The organism is Thalassolituus sp. LLYu03, from assembly GCF_050507655.1.
Lineage (GTDB): Bacteria > Pseudomonadota > Gammaproteobacteria > Pseudomonadales > Oceanobacteraceae > Venatoribacter.
The window spans coordinates 3340995-3356812 of sequence record NZ_CP191496.1; the positions used below are offsets into that span (position 1 = coordinate 3340995).

General features: G+C 59.4%; 11 protein-coding genes. 5 read left to right on the forward strand and 6 right to left on the reverse strand.

Annotated elements, in window-relative coordinates; translation table 11 throughout:
* Positions 1 to 52 precede the first annotated feature (52 nt).
* Positions 53 to 2053, reverse strand: a complete 2001-nt coding sequence (locus ACQUQU_RS14875) for a PhoX family protein (RefSeq protein WP_430460485.1) — start codon at positions 2051 to 2053, stop codon at positions 53 to 55.
* Between the two features lie 215 nt (positions 2054 to 2268).
* On the opposite strand from ACQUQU_RS14875, the gene ACQUQU_RS14880 reads away from it, so the two are divergent.
* The gene (locus ACQUQU_RS14880) at positions 2269 to 2616 is read left to right on the forward strand and encodes an Hpt domain-containing protein (protein WP_430460486.1); all 348 of its coding nucleotides are present in this window, start codon (positions 2269 to 2271) and stop codon (positions 2614 to 2616) included.
* 46 nt (positions 2617 to 2662) lie between these two features.
* Here the strand turns inward: ACQUQU_RS14880 and ACQUQU_RS14885 are convergent, their stop codons facing one another.
* Positions 2663 to 4633, reverse strand: coding sequence for a DNA topoisomerase III (locus ACQUQU_RS14885; protein WP_430460487.1), 1971 nt, complete (start codon positions 4631 to 4633; stop codon positions 2663 to 2665).
* 182 nt (positions 4634 to 4815) lie between these two features.
* Here ACQUQU_RS14885 and ACQUQU_RS14890 point away from each other — a divergent pair, with 182 nt between their 5' ends.
* From ACQUQU_RS14890 to ACQUQU_RS14900, 3 genes are all read left to right on the forward strand, one after another.
* Entirely contained in the window at positions 4816 to 6663 is a 1848-nt protein-coding gene (locus ACQUQU_RS14890; RefSeq protein ID WP_430460488.1) for a methyl-accepting chemotaxis protein, read from the forward strand.
* A gap of 131 nt (positions 6664 to 6794) precedes the next feature.
* Positions 6795 to 7664, forward strand: coding sequence for a PhzF family phenazine biosynthesis protein (locus ACQUQU_RS14895; protein WP_430460489.1), 870 nt, complete (start codon positions 6795 to 6797; stop codon positions 7662 to 7664).
* Between the two features lie 116 nt (positions 7665 to 7780).
* The gene (locus ACQUQU_RS14900) at positions 7781 to 8527 is read left to right on the forward strand and encodes a COG4705 family protein (protein WP_430460490.1); all 747 of its coding nucleotides are present in this window, start codon (positions 7781 to 7783) and stop codon (positions 8525 to 8527) included.
* A gap of 75 nt (positions 8528 to 8602) precedes the next feature.
* On the opposite strand, the gene ACQUQU_RS14905 is transcribed toward ACQUQU_RS14900, so the two are convergent.
* From ACQUQU_RS14905 to ACQUQU_RS14920, 4 genes are all read right to left on the reverse strand, one after another.
* Positions 8603 to 9382 carry a type IV pili methyl-accepting chemotaxis transducer N-terminal domain-containing protein gene (locus tag ACQUQU_RS14905; protein WP_430460491.1) on the reverse strand — a complete coding sequence of 260 codons (780 nt, stop codon included), beginning with the start codon at positions 9380 to 9382 and terminating at the stop codon, positions 8603 to 8605.
* Between the two features lie 308 nt (positions 9383 to 9690).
* Positions 9691 to 11901 carry a transglutaminaseTgpA domain-containing protein gene (locus ACQUQU_RS14910; RefSeq protein WP_430460492.1) on the reverse strand — a complete coding sequence of 737 codons (2211 nt, stop codon included), beginning with the start codon at positions 11899 to 11901 and terminating at the stop codon, positions 9691 to 9693.
* On the reverse strand, positions 11898 to 13118 hold the full coding sequence (locus ACQUQU_RS14915; protein WP_430460493.1) for a DUF58 domain-containing protein: 1221 nt from the start codon (positions 13116 to 13118) through the stop codon (positions 11898 to 11900). The genes ACQUQU_RS14910 and ACQUQU_RS14915 overlap by 4 nt, the downstream gene beginning before the upstream one ends.
* Positions 13115 to 14143, reverse strand: a complete 1029-nt coding sequence (locus tag ACQUQU_RS14920; RefSeq protein WP_430460494.1) for an AAA family ATPase — start codon at positions 14141 to 14143, stop codon at positions 13115 to 13117. The genes ACQUQU_RS14915 and ACQUQU_RS14920 overlap by 4 nt, the downstream gene beginning before the upstream one ends.
* A gap of 257 nt (positions 14144 to 14400) precedes the next feature.
* On the opposite strand from ACQUQU_RS14920, the gene ACQUQU_RS14925 reads away from it, so the two are divergent.
* Positions 14401 to 15714, forward strand: a complete 1314-nt coding sequence (locus ACQUQU_RS14925) for an acetyl-CoA hydrolase/transferase family protein (RefSeq protein ID WP_430460495.1) — start codon at positions 14401 to 14403, stop codon at positions 15712 to 15714.
* The last annotated feature ends 104 nt before the right edge of the window (positions 15715 to 15818 follow it).

The window sequence follows — 15818 nt, forward strand, 5'->3', positions numbered from 1 at the left end:
CGGCCGAGTGTAGCGGCGGATTATTACCCTTTTTTAATGAATGGCTTAAAACTCAGGCGCCGACTTTACCGCCGTCCTGACGGCGGATGGCCACCGTCGCTGAACGCGGGCGGCTGTTGCCACCGTCCGGCCAATGGCTTAAGAAATGATCCGGCGTCGAGCCTTCGCCCGGGTGCTGAATATTCACAAACACCGTGCTCTGGTCGGGCGTGATGGCAATGCCGGTCAACTCACAGCCGTTCGGGCCGGATAGAAAGCGGCGCAGCTCACCCGTAACCGGGTCGGCGCAGAACATGCCGTTGTTGCCGAACGGCGCCTTGCCGAGCAGATCGCCGGAGGCGCTCATGTCGGTTTCAATCCACAGCCGGCCGTCGTTATCAAAACGCAGACCGTCCGGACAGGAGATTTCGCTGGCCGCATCGGTGACTTTGTTAAAGCCCGGTTGTGCCGTGCCGGCTTCACCACCAAACCAGAAGACATCCCAGGCAAACACGGTCGCCTGCGGCTTATTCTGCTCGCGCCAGCGGATGATGTGGCCGTGTTTATTGTGCGCGCGCGGGTTCGCGGCATCGGTCTGACTTTCGCTGCGTTTTTCGTTATTGGTCAGGGTGAAATACACCTCGCCGGTGTGCGGGTGCACAGCGCCCCATTCCGGCCGGTCCATTTTGGTGGCGCCGCTGACATCCGCCGCCAGACGGGTATTCAGCAGCACATCGGCCTGATCCGCAAACGTCACGTCCGCTGCTTTGGCGCGGGCGATAAAATCGGCGTTGTTAATATCCAGCGCGCGCCACTCGCCGCTGCCGTCACCGTTAAATACCGCCACATACAGGGTACCGTTCTGCAATAAATGCGGGCCGGCGTCGGCTTTGCGGTAAACGTCACGGCTGACGTATTTGTAGAGGTATTCAAAGCGGGTGTCGTCGCCTGAGTAAGCCACCAGAGGTTCACCTTCCACCGCCGGGTGAAAAATAATGCCTTCGTGGGCAAAGCGCCCCAGCGCCGTGTGTTTGACCGGAGTGCTGTGCGGGTCGAACGGGTCAATCTCGACAATCCAGCCGTAGGTGTTCGGTTCGTTGCGGTAATCGTCGGCGGCGCTTTTTCCAGCAGCCGTTGCGTTGAAGCGCAGGGCGGCATCGTCGGCCGGTTGTGCGGTGTGCCAGTGGTAATAACTTTCGTCCTGCGGAATACCGTAGCGGGCGTGTTCACGCGGTTGCTCGCCGCTGTTAATAAAACAGCCGGCCCAGTTTTCTTCACAGGTGAGGTAAGTGCCCCACGGCGTAAAACCGTTGGAGCAATTATTCAGCGTGCCGCGGGTGGCGATGCCTTCGGGACTGTATTTTGTTTTCAGGGCGTCGTTAGCGCGCAGCGGGCCGTCGATTTCCATGTGCGTCAGGCCGGTGATGCGGCGGTTATACACACTGCCCTCCACCAGCTGCCAGTCACCGTCGGCGTTCAGACGGATATGGGCAATGCTGTTACCGTGGGCGGCGAGTTCTTTCTGCACTTCTTCCAGCGGACGCGGCAGCGGCGAAGGGCCGCGGCTGTGCAGCAGATCGGGGTCGCAGTATTCGTGGTTCATCACCAGCAGCCCTTCGACTGAGCTGTTTCCACCCGTTTTCACGTCGATCGGAAAGAAATGCATGCCGTCGTGGTGCGAGCCCATCTGCTTCATCTGCTCTGCGGCGCTGTTGGATGCATCCCCCTTAAAGGCCACCGCACCGGCTTCCAGTGGCGTACCCCAGGGCAGCAACGCCTGCGTGCGGTACCCGGCGGGTACTGTGATGGCGTCGGCCACGGTGGCGGCAATCGCCTCGAAGCCAAGCAGTCCGGCGATGGTTTTTTCCGGACGGGCACAGGCGCTTAACGCGCTGCTCAGTGCGGTCGGCAGCCCCAGACTGGCGACCATGGCCGCGCCGCCTTTCAGCCAGTTGCGGCGGCTGATGCGCGCCTGCAACAGATCGGCAAAATGCGCATTCGCCGAGTGGTTCGACTCGCGTTCATCACCGGATAAATCAATCAAAGGACGTTGGGTTTCGCGGCTGTTTACCATGTTCACATCACCAGAAAGCGCGTTAAAAATCTCTGCCCCAAAGGCTCGGCTCATCATATGACAGTGCGGTGACATTGTGTGCGCCAGCGGTCACAGCCGCTGAGCTGATCCGACCTGCGTAGGCCCCTTGCCAGTCCGTACACAATTCGCCAACAAACCCGGGCGGCCAGACACAGCGATGGCTGCTAGGCTTCAGATACTGTGGAGGAACCTGCATGTCTGAACTGAATAGCGCCCTGCCCGTGTGGAACAAAGCCGACGCCCTGACCCGGCTGATGAACAACGAAACCCTGCTGCTGCGCGTGGTCGGCATGTTCCGCAGCACAGCTCAGGAACAGCTGGATGAGCTGAAAGCCCATATCAGCAACGAGCGGATGAAAGACGCCACCCGCATGGCCCACACCCTGAAAGGAGCCAGCGGTAATATCGGCGCCGAACAGCTGATGGATGTCTGTGCACGTCTGGAGCGCGCCGCCGAACAGGGCGACAGCGCCACCATCAATGCGCTGATGCCGGCACTCGATCAGGCCTTTGCTGCGGCTCTGGCCGAACTGCCTGCCTGAGCCCGGTCGCCGTCCAGCCCCCCTTTTTTAATCCTGAATCCGGGCATCAGCCTGGGGCTTTACGCCGTGGCGCACGCTTGCCCGGCGTGCTGCTTTTCTTGCGCCGGTAGGCGGGTTTCGCCGCTTTTGGTTCCGCCGCCGGCAGGCCGCTGAAGGCCTGTACATTCAGCTGAGTCGCCTGAGCCACCAGATCCTGCAAGCGGCTGAGCATGGGCTGCATAAAACCGTCGTAATTCAGCGCTTTTTCACTGATGTCGTTCAGCTGACGCTCCCACTGGGCGGTCATGTCGGGCACCGTGGTGCTGTCGGGCAGGGTATGAATCAGCGCGCGGCCCAGTGCCGTGGCGCGGATCTGTTTGCCGTCGCGGCGCAGGAAAGCGCGTTTGAACAACAGCTCGATGATGCCGGCCCGCGTCGCTTCGGTGCCCAGTCCATCGGTGTCTTTCAGAATTTTCTTCAGCTCCGCGTCTTTCACATAGCGGTTAATGCCGGTCATGGCGGCCAGCAGGGTCGCGTCGGTAAACGGCGCCGGCGGCTGGGTGTGTTTTTCATCGACCACAGGCTCGCCACTCCACAAGACCTGACCTTCGCTGAGCGGCGGCAAGCCCGGCCCGGCGTGGTCGTCATCTTGCTCGCCACGCTCCTTACTCTTTGGCATCGCCTGCTTCCAGCCCGGCGACAGTGGCGTGCGTTCGCTGGCCACAAAGGTGCCACCGGCGATGGTCAGGGTGACGCGGGTGTCGGCGTACACATACGGCGCAAAAAACTGCAGCAGATACTGGCGGGCAATCAAACGGTAGATCTGCTGTTCACGCACACCGGCACTGGCCAGACCGGTGCGTTTTTCGGTGGGAATAATGGCGTGGTGAGCGCCCACTTTGCTGTCGTTCCAGGCCGCTGAGCGCAGGCTGAAATCCGCCTGCTGCGCAACGCTTGCCAGATTGTCATCGTTGCTGGCTACGGCGGCGGCAACGCTCTGGCGGGCGCCGTAATGCTCGGTGGGTAAATAGCGGCAATCGGATCTTGGATAGGTAATTAACTGGCATTTTTCGTACAGGTTCTGACAGGCATCCAGCACCTGCTGGGCGCTCATTCCGAACGCTTTGGCGGCGTCAATCTGCAGCGCCGATAGGTTGTAGGGTAAAGGTGCAGCCTGCTGTTTCTGTTTGCGTTCCACCGACTGCACCAGCGCCGGTTGCTGACGGATGCGCCCGGCCACGTTGTGCGCCAGTTTCGGATTCAGCACCCGGCCGTCTTCATCCTGATGCGGCGCACAGGCCTCGCTCGGTTGCCAGCGGGCATAAAAACTCAGGGGCTCGCCCGCGCTCAGATGCAGCGCGGCGCGCACCTCATAAAAGGGCCGGCTGACGAAAGCGGCGATTTCATCATCGCGTTTGACCACCAGCCCCAGCACTGGCGTCTGCACTCGCCCCACCGACAACACCTGCTTCAGACCGCCCTGCTGTCCCTTCACCGTACAGGCACGGGTGAGATTGATGCCGTACAGCCAGTCGGCGCGGGAGCGGGCCAGAGCCGATACCGATAACGGCACAAAGTCGCTGTTGGGTTTCAGCTGGCCCAGCGCGCGGCTGACCGCCTGCGGGTTCAGATCGCTGATCAGCAGACGCTGCATGGCGTTGCGTTTACTGGCAGGGGTTTTCAGATAAGCGATGACCTCGTCGACCAGCAACTGACCTTCGCGGTCGGGATCGCCGGCGTGCACCAGCTGGTCGGCCTCTTTCACCAGTTTGCGCAACACCGACAGCTGTTTACGCGTCTGCGCCTTGGGCTCCAGCTGCCACTCCTGCGGCACGATGGGCAGGACGTCCAGCCGCCATTGTTTGTACGACGGGTTATAGGCCTCGGGTTGCGCCTGTTCGAGTAAATGGCCAATGCACCAGCTGACCACATCGCCATTGGCCGCACGGATAAAGCCTTCGCCCTTACTGTGCGGCTTCGGCAGCACGTCGGCGATGGCACGCCCCAGACTGGGCTTTTCGGCAATGAACAGGCGCATCGGACACTCACTACTGTATTTTTGTACAGTTTATGCAATTGCCGCAGAAAGGCAACGCAGCGGCGGCGCGGCTGTCAGCCTTATTAATACATTTCACTCTTATTTTGCTGACCTATGCTTACGAAATCCGCCTGATCGGAAAACACATTCAGTTACTTGTTAAGCAACGTGCAGGAACCCCTATGCGCAACAGCATCCGCACCCAACTCATGATGGCCGTCGGCGGCACCATTCTGGTGTTAATCGCTCTCAGCAGCCTGTTTACCTATCAACAGGCACGCAGCAATCTGGAAGCCGCCATCACCGAACGGATTCTGGTCACCGGCGAAAAAACCAGCCGCTACGTCAGCAGCTGGCTGAACGCCAAAACTCAGGTATTGAAGGGAACGTCGAACGCACTGGTGAACGGCGACACCGTTCCCGTGGTCGAGCAGGGGCTGGAGTCCGGCCAGTTCATGTTCCTGTATCTGGGCACCAAGTCCGGCGAAATGATCATGCGCCCGGACGACGAACTGCCCGCCGACTACGACCCGCGCGAGCGCCCCTGGTATCAGGAAGCCATGGCGAAAAACAAACTGGTGCTGACCGAGCCCTACACAGACGCCTCCACCGGCGAACTCATCATTACCTTCGCCCAGCCGATGAGCCGCGGCGTGGTGGGCGGTGATATTTCGCTGGATGAAGTGGTGAAGGCGGTACTGAGTATTGATCTGGGCGACAGTGGTTACGCCGCGCTGGTCGACGCCAGTGGCAACTTCATGGTGCACCCGGATAAAGACATGGTCGGCAAACCGTTAAGCGGCATGCTCAGCGGCAACACCCGCCCGCAATTAGATAAAATCATTAAGACCAGCATGAAAGGTCGCGACACCCTGCTGGGCCTGTTCGCCATCGACGGCACCGACTGGCAGCTGATGCTGAGCATCAACGAAAGCGAAGCCTTCGCCAGTCTCGCCACCCTTGGCTGGTCGAGCCTGTTAATTGGCCTGCTGACCATAGTCGCGGTAACCCTGATCGCCGGCGCCATTATTTCTGTGCTGCTGAAACCTCTGCTGAGCCTGAGCGACGCCATGTCTGACATCGCTCAGGGCGACGCCGACCTGACCCGCCGCCTGAGCGTGACCCGCCACGACGAGATCGGCAAACTCAGCCATGCCTTCAACGTGTTCGTCGGCTCCATCCATGAGCTGGTGTCACAGAGTCTTGCCTCGTCGCGCAAGCTGGATACTCTGGCGCAGCTGGCGCGTAAAAATGCGCAGAACAACAATCAGGCCGTGCAGGTGCAGCAGAACGAAATCAGTCAGGTGGCAGTGGCGGTCAACGAGCTGTCGTCGACCTCATCGGAAGTGGCCAATAACGCTTCGGATACGGCTCAGGCCGCCCAGAGCGCCAGCACCGAAGGCAATAAAGGCATGCAGAACGCCGGTGAAAACCGCCGCCGCATGGAAGCCCTGACCGGCGAAATCGACAGCGCCACCGAGATCATTAATCAGCTGGATAATCAGGCGCAGCAGATCACCGGCATTCTGGCGACCATTCAGGGTATCGCCGAACAGACCAACCTTCTGGCACTGAACGCGGCCATTGAAGCCGCACGCGCCGGCGAACAGGGACGCGGCTTTGCGGTGGTCGCCGACGAAGTGCGCACCTTGTCGCAACGCACCCACGAAGCCACCGGTGAAATTCAGCAGATGATCGACAGCCTGAAACACCACAGCCAGAAAGCCGTGGGCATTATGGGCACCAGCAAAGAACTGACCGCAGAAACCGCCAGCAGTGCGCTGCAGGTAACCGACAGCCTGAACGCCATTGCCTCGGTGTTAACCGATATTTCCCAGCGCTCGCAAAGCATTGCCAACGCCTCGCGCGAACAGCACACCGCCACCGAAGAAATCAGCCGTATTGCCACCGCCATTCAGGCCGCGTCGGATGATCTGGCCGGCAACGTGGATCAGGCTACGCAGCAGTCGAGCCAGTTGCACGAGCTGAGTCAGGAAATCAGCCACAATCTGTCGCGCTTCCGCGTCTGAGCCTTCGCAACCAAAAAGCCCGCAAAATGCGGGCTTTTTTATTTCCACGCGCGCTGAAGGCCTATGATTTCTGGGGTTGAGCCGCCACCGTCAGCCGGTATGCTGTGGGTTTTGATTGCGGAGACGCCAGAGTGAAATGCACCCTGCTGGATGTGTTTGCCGGACAGGCATTAAACGGTAACGGCCTGACCATTTTTTCCGACTGTGACCATCTGGACAGCGCTGCCATGCAGGCCTGGACTCAGGAAATGCGCCAGTTTGAATCCTTGTTCATCAGCCAGACTGCCGACGGTTTCCGCGCCCGCATTTTCACCATGGAAGAAGAACTCGATTTTGCCGGCCACCCGCTGCTTGGCCTCGCCGCCTGGCTGCACGAGCAGTATGGGCCGGCCCGTTCCGACGATAAACAGGAAGACGAGATTCAACGCTGGCGCGTAGCCCTGAATCAGCAGACCGTCACCCTGTTCAGCCAACGTGTTGCGGGTCACTGGCTGGCCACCATGCAGCAAGAGTCTCCGCAATTACTGGCCCAATTAACGGCGGCTCAGGCACAGATTTTTTATGACGCGCTCAATCTGACGGCACCCGACAACCCAAACCTCAGCGCCGACGTGATCACCACCGGCCTGCCGTATCTGATATTGCCTGTGCAGGGCGGGCTGGAGCAGGTGCAGTTCCGGGTGGCGGATATAGGCCCGTTACTGGCGCCCTTCGGCGCGAGCTTTTTATACGTGCTGGATGTCGACGCCAACGAAGGCCGCACCTGGGATAACGCCGGCAAAGTCGAAGATATTGCCACCGGCAGCGCCGCTGGTCCGGCCGCCGCATGGCTGCAGGCGCACCTGGGCTTGCAGGATGGCAAAGTCACCCTGAAACAGGGGCGCTTTCTCAACCGGCCGAGTGAAATTCGCGTCGAGCTGGTGATGAATGGCAGCCACATTGAGCATCTGCTGGTGCGCGGCGAAGTGGTAAAAGTGGCGGATATCGCGCTGGTGTCATAATCATTTCCAGCCAGACGTGCCATCCTGAATGCAGCCGGGGAACCTGACAGCAGTTTCGCTTTCTGAATGCCGGCACGAGCGACAGCGCTTACCCTGCGACCTCTGGAGAACGCCTGATGAACACCGCCCTGAGCAAAGTACCGGAAGTCACCGTTGCTTTCTGGATGATAAAAGTTCTGGCCACGACACTGGGTGAAACCGGTGGCGATGCCGTGTCCATGTCGATGGAGCTGGGCTATTTGCTCAGCTCCGCTATTTTCGGCGTATTGTTTCTGGCGGCGGTTTCACTGCAGATCAGCCGCACCAGCTTTCACCCTACCGTCTACTGGCTCACCATCATAGCCACCACCACCGTCGGCACCACACTGGCCGACTTCGCCGACCGTTCGCTCGGCATAGGTTACGCCGGCGGCTCACTGTTGCTGCTGGCCCTGCTCATCGCGTCACTTCTGATCTGGCAGAAAACGATGAGAACCGTATCGGTACACAGCATTACCAGTCGCAAGGCGGAGCTGTTTTACTGGGTCACTATTATGTTTTCACAAACACTGGGCACGGCTCTGGGTGATTGGGTAGCGGATACAGAAGGTCTTGGCTACGGCGCCAGCATTCTGATTTTTGGTGGAATTTTACTGGGCCTGACCGGCCTCTATTTTACGACCCGGGTGTCTCGGGTATTTCTGTTCTGGGCCGCGTTTATTCTGACGCGTCCGTTAGGCGCCGTGGTTGGTGATTTTCTCGACAAACCGGTTGCCGATGGCGGGCTGGAACTGAGCCGCTACGCAGCGACGCTGGCGCTGCTGGCCGGTATTGCGCTGCTGATGCTGGCTTTCCCGCAAAAAGCCGCGACCAAGGCTCACTGAAAAAATTCCGGCGCCTGAGCATCCTGCTCATACGCCGGAAGGCGGTGCAAAATTAACGGCGATTAGTCAGGGCGCTCAGGACTGCCCGGCCATAATCTGTTCGTACAGTTTGGTGATGTCGTTCATCTTCCACAGAATGGATTCTGTGGTCACCGATATAACGGTCGGTACGTAGCGGCCGTTTTCTTCCAGACGGAAACCGTTCTGTGAAAAAGACCATTGCGAATACACGCGGTCGAGGGCGCTTTTCACTTCGTCGGTGTTCAGCGGCGACGACTGCAGTTTGCGCAGCGATTCGTCGAACAGGGCAATGGAATCTTCAAATTCCTGACGCGCTTTGGCGGAGTCCACACGCCAGTACATGGCGACATAGGCCTTGGCGATGCGTTGCGACAACATGCGCTGGCGACCGGAAATATTCACAAGCTCGGCACCCGGCACACTGGCGTATGACGCAATGGCCACCACCACATCGTTGCAGGCGTTGAGCAGGTTGCGGTTTTCTTCCATAAAGCTTTCTACCTGATCGCGCTGCGGTTCCATCAGCAATACCTGACGGTGATGCGACCAGATTTTTTCGACCTGATTCAGGCGGCCACGAATGGCATCGCTTGGCGCGTAATCCTGCAGCGCCGCCAGACGTTCTTCAAATAACGCCACACTTTCATCAAGCTGTTTCTGCGCGGCGTCGGCTTTAATGTCGGCGCCAATCATCAGATAACTTTTCATCATGCGTTGTGACAGCATGCGCTGACTGCCGGAGATATTAATCGCCTCGGCATCATTCATCGAAAATGCAGCAGGTGCTGTGCAAAGCGCGGCAAGCAGAGTTGCCAGAGAGATCAGGAATTTCATCGTCGTCCTCCCGCCAAAGGCTGGGTTGCGTCTGCCGACGTGGCAGAGCCTGTGACCGACGATGACAACGACTTCCGGACACGACGAGCCTACCACGTGATCGGCTTTGATCGTGTTCAGAATCAGGGTCTGAGATATCCGCGCCATTACGGATTGGGGCGAAATTATCAGGTAAGGCCGGATGGGAAAATACGTGTCGTGTAAATCCACTCAGGCGCGCATGACATAGCCGACAAAAGACGGTGCTGCTGCCATGCCGGCGCCTTTCACATCCGCTTTTAGTCGCACCCGGCGCGTATTCCGCCGGTTCAGCGAACCAGACGGCTGGCCAGCGTCAGCGCCAGAGTCTGCATGCGCTGCACATCGGCGTCCTGGCCCTGATACACCACTTGCTCCACCAGCTGCTGCCACTGTTCGTATTCCGGCTGTTCACCGAATGCCTCCGCGACCTGAGCCAGCCAGTCACCGAGTAATTGCGCCGGCTCACGCGCTGGCACTTTGCGTTCGCTGATGCGCTGCAGATGAAACAGATAAAAGCTCAGGGCCAGAGCCGCCTGAGTCGGTTGGTAGCGTTTCATCTGCCAGAAACTCCACCACGCCAGCACCTGCGCTAACCACAGGTGGCGGCTGAACCAGGCCACGGCCGCCAGCACCGCTGCGACCAGCAGCACGGGCCACAGGGTTAGCAGCAGTAATTTAGTGTACGACAGCACAACGATCACCACCGTACTCAGCGCCAGCCAGAGCGACGAGAGAAGGCCAAGCAGGCTGACACTGTCCTCTCCGGTGGTTTCGTTGCGTTTCAGCAGGTCACGGGCGTAATCGTTGATCTGCTCGGCGGCAAACGCACTCTGCTCCATCGCCGGCATCTGGTAATAGGCCGTGGGTTCAAACGTCACCCAGCGGCCATCGATCCAGGCTTCGGTCCAGGCGTGACCGTCGATGGCGCGGATTTCGAAAAAGCCCGTGAGCGGATTGCGTGTGGAAACACTGAAGCCGGTTACCAGACGTGCCGGAATTTTCAGCGTGCGCAGCATCATGGTCATGGCGCTGGCGAAATATTCGCAGTGCCCTTTTTTATCGTCGAATAAAAATTCGCTCAGGGGCGTACGACCCTGTGAGCGCAGAATGGATTCAAAACTGTAGGCGTACTGAGTGCGCAGATGCTGCTCCAGCGCCACGGCTTTGCCGTACACCGTGCTTTCACGTTCGGTCACGGTGCGCGCCAGTCTGGCGATGCGCGGATCGAACCCTTTCGGCAGCTGCAGGTCGTTTTTATCGGCGGCGGGCGTATGCGACAGCAGGCGGTTGTCGAACACTTCCTGCGTCGACAACACGGTGTAGCGTGTACCCGGCGACAGGGTCGACGGCATGAGCGGCTGACCGAACTGATCGAGTGCGACGACATCGGCCGGCACGTTCAGTGACACCGGATCCGGCGCCACGGGCAGCCAGGCCGGCATGGCACGCTCCAGCGTAATCACCTGCTGAAACTGGCCGGCGGCGCGTGGGTTAATCACCACTTCGCCGAAACTGCCCACGCTGATTTTGCGCGAAATATCTTCGCTGGACGACGCCCAGCGCGTGCCGTCAAAGGTATCGAAGGTGCGTACTTTAAGATACGTGCCGTGGTCGGCTTTCATGCGCGCGACAATGGCATTTAAATCGACTCCGCCGCTGCGCTCGCCGGAGCGGATATCGAATTTTTCGCTGAAGCCGTCGTAGCGGTAACCGTCACCGGAAAAGCGCGATAAATCGGTGATCTGCTGCAGCTGGTCGTACATCGACTGCGAGCTGTTTTCCGGCTTGGGCGGTTTTTTATAGGGCTCATTAACGCTGCTGTCGGCTTTCTGCGACCAGTTGGGGTTCGTATAAAAATCGCCCCCGCTTTCCTGCGCTCCCAAGTTCAGCGCATCGAGCCTTGGCAGCAGCAGATACACAAGCACGGCCAGCCCCATGATTACGCCACTGATGCGGGCGCGCTGCGCAAATCCCGGGCCCTGAATCACGGATTCATCAGCAGGCTGAGCTGCCGCGCTGCTGTCGCTGTGGACACCCTGATCCAGCCAGGCTTCGCTCAGCGCGAAGGCGGCGAACAGGCAATAAGCAACCATCACCAGCAGATAACTGCCGCTCACGGCCTCGGCCGCGCCGACCATCAGCAGCACAAAACTGACGACCTGCAGCAAATAGTATTTACGGTAATTATTCAGCTGCACGCACAGCGCAAGCGCCGCCATCAGCAACAGCGCGGCCAAAGCGCTGAGCAGATTCACGGTAAAAATCAGACCTAAAAAAATCACCAGACCCGCGCCTGCCAAGCCATCGCCGAGGGCGCGGTTCGGGTCGGCTTCATGGCGCTGTGCCCAGGCTTTTTTCAGCGCAGCAATACTCAGCACCAGAGTCAGTACGAAGGTAAAAAAGGCCGCCGCCGGGCCGAGTAAGACGCCGGCCGAACCCGATGCGGTAACGGCTAATTGCAGCCCGAGCCAAAGCAGTCCCTGAGAGCGCGTCATCATGATGCAAATACCTGATGCAGTTTGCTGGCGCGGTGCAGATGCAGGCGTTCACAGCCCGGCCCTAAAGACTGCCAGCCTTCGCGATAACGGCCGAGCGGCTGGCGGAAGCTGTCGTCGCTGAACACGATGTCCAGATGCCCAAGCCCCGGCGGCAGCGTCAGGCTCTGCGAATCGCGGCGGATGGTCATGACCATGGGCACGTCCTGACGGGCAGCCAGTTCGCGGTTAATTAAACTCTGATAATCGTCGTGGCCGTCGTCCTGCACCCAGGCCAGCGCCTGCACGTGCTCGGCGCCATTGTGCATGCCCGGCCCGGTTTTCAGCGTCAGCGGCCGGCGCCCGCCGACCACCAGCGTCATCGCCTGATCGTGGCTCTGCGCCCACAACAACGCCGAGGCGGCAATCTGAATGGCGTATTCAAAACTGCTGTCGGCACCTTCACCAATGGCAGCCCCGACCTGACCATCCACCAGCACCAGCCAGGATGGCGTATCGAAACTGTGAAATTCACGCACCACCAGTTGTTGCTGTCGTGCCGAGGCACTCCAGTGCACGTGCTTCATGGAATCGCCTTCGCGGAACGGCCGCACACCGGCAAATTCACTGTGCGCCTGACGGCTTAAATAAGAATCGTCGCCCAGCGGCAGCGGATTATTGCTGGTCAGTTGCGGCAGCTGGCGGATACGAAAGGTTTTCGGCATCACCACCAGCTGCGCGTCATTGCTTTGCAGGCGGGTGCGGCGCTGCACAAAACCAAATGGCCAGGCGCAGGTAATGTCGGGGGCCGGCAGGTTGTACACGCCGCGCCGCGCCACGGGATAGGTGAGCGTGATGTCATCGCTGCCGGCAATGGACGGCAGAAAGCGCTGGCAATCGGCCGGCAGTACATCGGGAATACATTCCTGCACACGGATAAAAAACAACGGGTGCTTCAGCGTAAAACGATAACTGAGTTTTACCTGCTGACCGGCGACTGCCTGACCTTGCTGAGTACGTTCCATACGCACGCCGCGCAGCGCCCACCAGGGCATTACCCAGCTCACCAGAATCAGCGCCAGCATCAGCGCCACCATGCCATACAGCAACGCCATGCCGCGGTTCCAGGCCACCAGAAAACACACCAGCGACATCAGCCACAGAAAACGGTGTGCATTCAGATAGCGGCCAACCAGATTAAACAGCGGGCGCAGCTGGTGTTCGAGCGTGCTCTGACTCATTTGCCCTTGCCGTCGGTCTTGGCGAAATCGGGCACCGGCACCCGGGCAATTAGTTGTTTCCAGAATTCTGCGCGGTCGTCCCCCGACAGAGTGGCATCGCGGAACACCACGCGGTGGCCGAGCACAGGCTCCAGCAGCAGACGCACGATGTCTGGTGACACACTGCTGCGACCGGCCAGATACGCCAGCGCCCGGCTGGCACGCATCAGCGCCAGCGAGCCACGCGGACTGGCCCCCAGACGCACACCCGGCTGATTGCGGGTTTCGCGCACCAGCTGGCCGATGTATTTCGCCAGCGCTTCGCTGACGGTGACTTTTTCCACGTCAGCCTGCAGCGCCAGAATGGTACTTTCGCTGAGCAGAGGTTTGAGGTTGTCGAGCGGATGGCCGGACAGCTGCGCCATCATCATGGCAATCTCCTGCGCTTCGTCCGGGTAGCCCAGACTCAGGCGCATGAAGAAGCGGTCGAGCTGCGCTTCCGGCAGCGGGAAGGTGCCGGCAAATTCCACCGGGTTCTGGGTGGCAATTACCATAAACGGATTCGGCAATTTATAGGTGGTGCGGTCGGCGGTGACCGTGGCTTCGGCCATGGCTTCGAGCAACGCCGACTGAGTACGCGGTGTGGCGCGGTTAATTTCGTCGGCCAGCAGAATATTGGTGAACACCGGGCCCGGCATAAAATGGAATTTATGCTCTTCGCTGTTGTAGACACTGATGCCGGTCACGTCGGATGGCATCAGATCCGGCGTACACTGCAGACGTTTCATGCGCACCGCCAGCAGCTGGCTCAGACTGCGTGCCAGAGTGGTTTTACCCAGACCAGGCGCGTCTTCCAGCAGCAGGTGTCCTTTGCACAGCAGACACACCAGCACCAGTTTTAATTTGCCCGGATCGGTCTGCACGACCTGACCGAGGGATTTCAGCAATTGCGCCAGCAGCTGAATGTTTTTATCGGCAGGGGCTTTGGCGGCGGCGGGAGCTTCCGGCGCGCCGGGGTTGTATGGGGGTGGCGTAACAACGGACATAGCGGGTTCCTGATGCAAAGTCAGCCGGACACAGGGCAACGGTTATCATGCCTGCAAAACAGGCCTGAGTATGCCGTGTAAAACGGCGGATTTCAGCCTGTTGCGCAACGGCAGTCTGACGACTGGCTCACAGCCTCCGGCAAAGGCATGAGTTATGGCGAATTTGCCGCCTTTGTTCACCGCGCCGGCCAGGCTGCCGCAAAACTTCAACAATTTCCTGCTTCAATCGCAGAACACACGTCAGGGATGGTCATGTCATGAAATGGATCGACGAATACGAAGCCAAACGGCTGACAGCGGAACAGGCCGTGCTGCAACTGGCCGACGCCCGCAATCTGATACTGGGCATGAGCGTGGCCATGCCGGCGGCGCTGATCAAAGCGCTGGCCGACGGTTTGCGCAACGACCAGATTCCGCCGGTCAACGTCTATTACATGCACGGCTCTGACGCGCTGGAGCAGCACCTTCTGGTGGAAGACCTGTGCGGTAAATTCACCCCGCGCAGCCTGTTTTTAAGCGGTCACGACCGCAAAGCGATTAAAGAGCTGAGCAATAAGCACTGGGTCGAATTTGTACCGGCGGCGTTTCATCAGGTCGGCCGCCTGCTGACCGAATACGTCGAACCCGATTGTTTTATGGTGCGCGTGTCGCCCATGGATAAACACGGCTATTTCAGTCTCGGCACCAACGCCGATTACGGCGCCTCGGTGATCCGCAAAGCGAAAAAAGTGATCGTCGAGGTGAATAAATTCATGCCCCGCACATTCGGTGAATGTTCGGTGCATATTTCTGAAATCGATGCGCTGGTCGAGGCCGATATTCCGCTCAGCGAAATTCCGGAAGCGCAGGCGTCTGAAACCGACTGGGCCATTGCCCGCCAGGTCGCCGACCGCATTCACGATGGCGACACCCTGCAGATGGGCGTCGGCGGTGTGCCGGCGTCTGTGCTCAGCCTGCTGGAAAATCACAAAGACCTCGGCCTGCACTCCGAACTGTTCTGCCCGTCGATGGCGCGCCTGATCGAAACCGGCGTGATCAACGGCCGCCGCAAACGCCTGAAGCAGCACAAGCATGTCTTTACCCTGGCGCTGGGTGACCGCGCCATGTACGACTTTATGGACGACAACCCGTCCATCGTGGGTTACCCGGCGTCCTGGGTAAACAACCCCAGCGTCATCCGCAAAAATCCGAACATGGTGTCGGTGAATTCGGCCATCGAAGTGGATATCACCGGCCAGATCAACGCCGAGACCATTATGGGAACGCCGTTTTCCGGCACCGGCGGCCAGCTGGATTTTGTGCGCGGCGCTTTTGCCTCGCAGGGCGGCCGTTCCTTTATTGCCCTGCACAGCACCGCCAAAGAAGGCCGTTTAAGCCGCATCGTGCCACGTCTGACCGGCACGGTGACCGACACCCGCATGGACGCGCATTTTGTGGTCACCGAATACGGCTGTGTGGAATTAAAAGGTCTGTCACTGCCGCAACGGGCACGGGCCCTGATTGGCATTGCGCACCCGCAGTTCCGCGAAGCGCTGGAGCAGCAGGCGAAGGAGTTGGGTCTGCTGGGCTGAGAAAAAAGAGCTGAGAAAAAAGAGCAGACCTGAGCCCAACCGAACAGTGTCGGAAGAGCTGAGCAACACAGGCTCTGCGCTTCAGCGGTCAGAAATAAAAATGC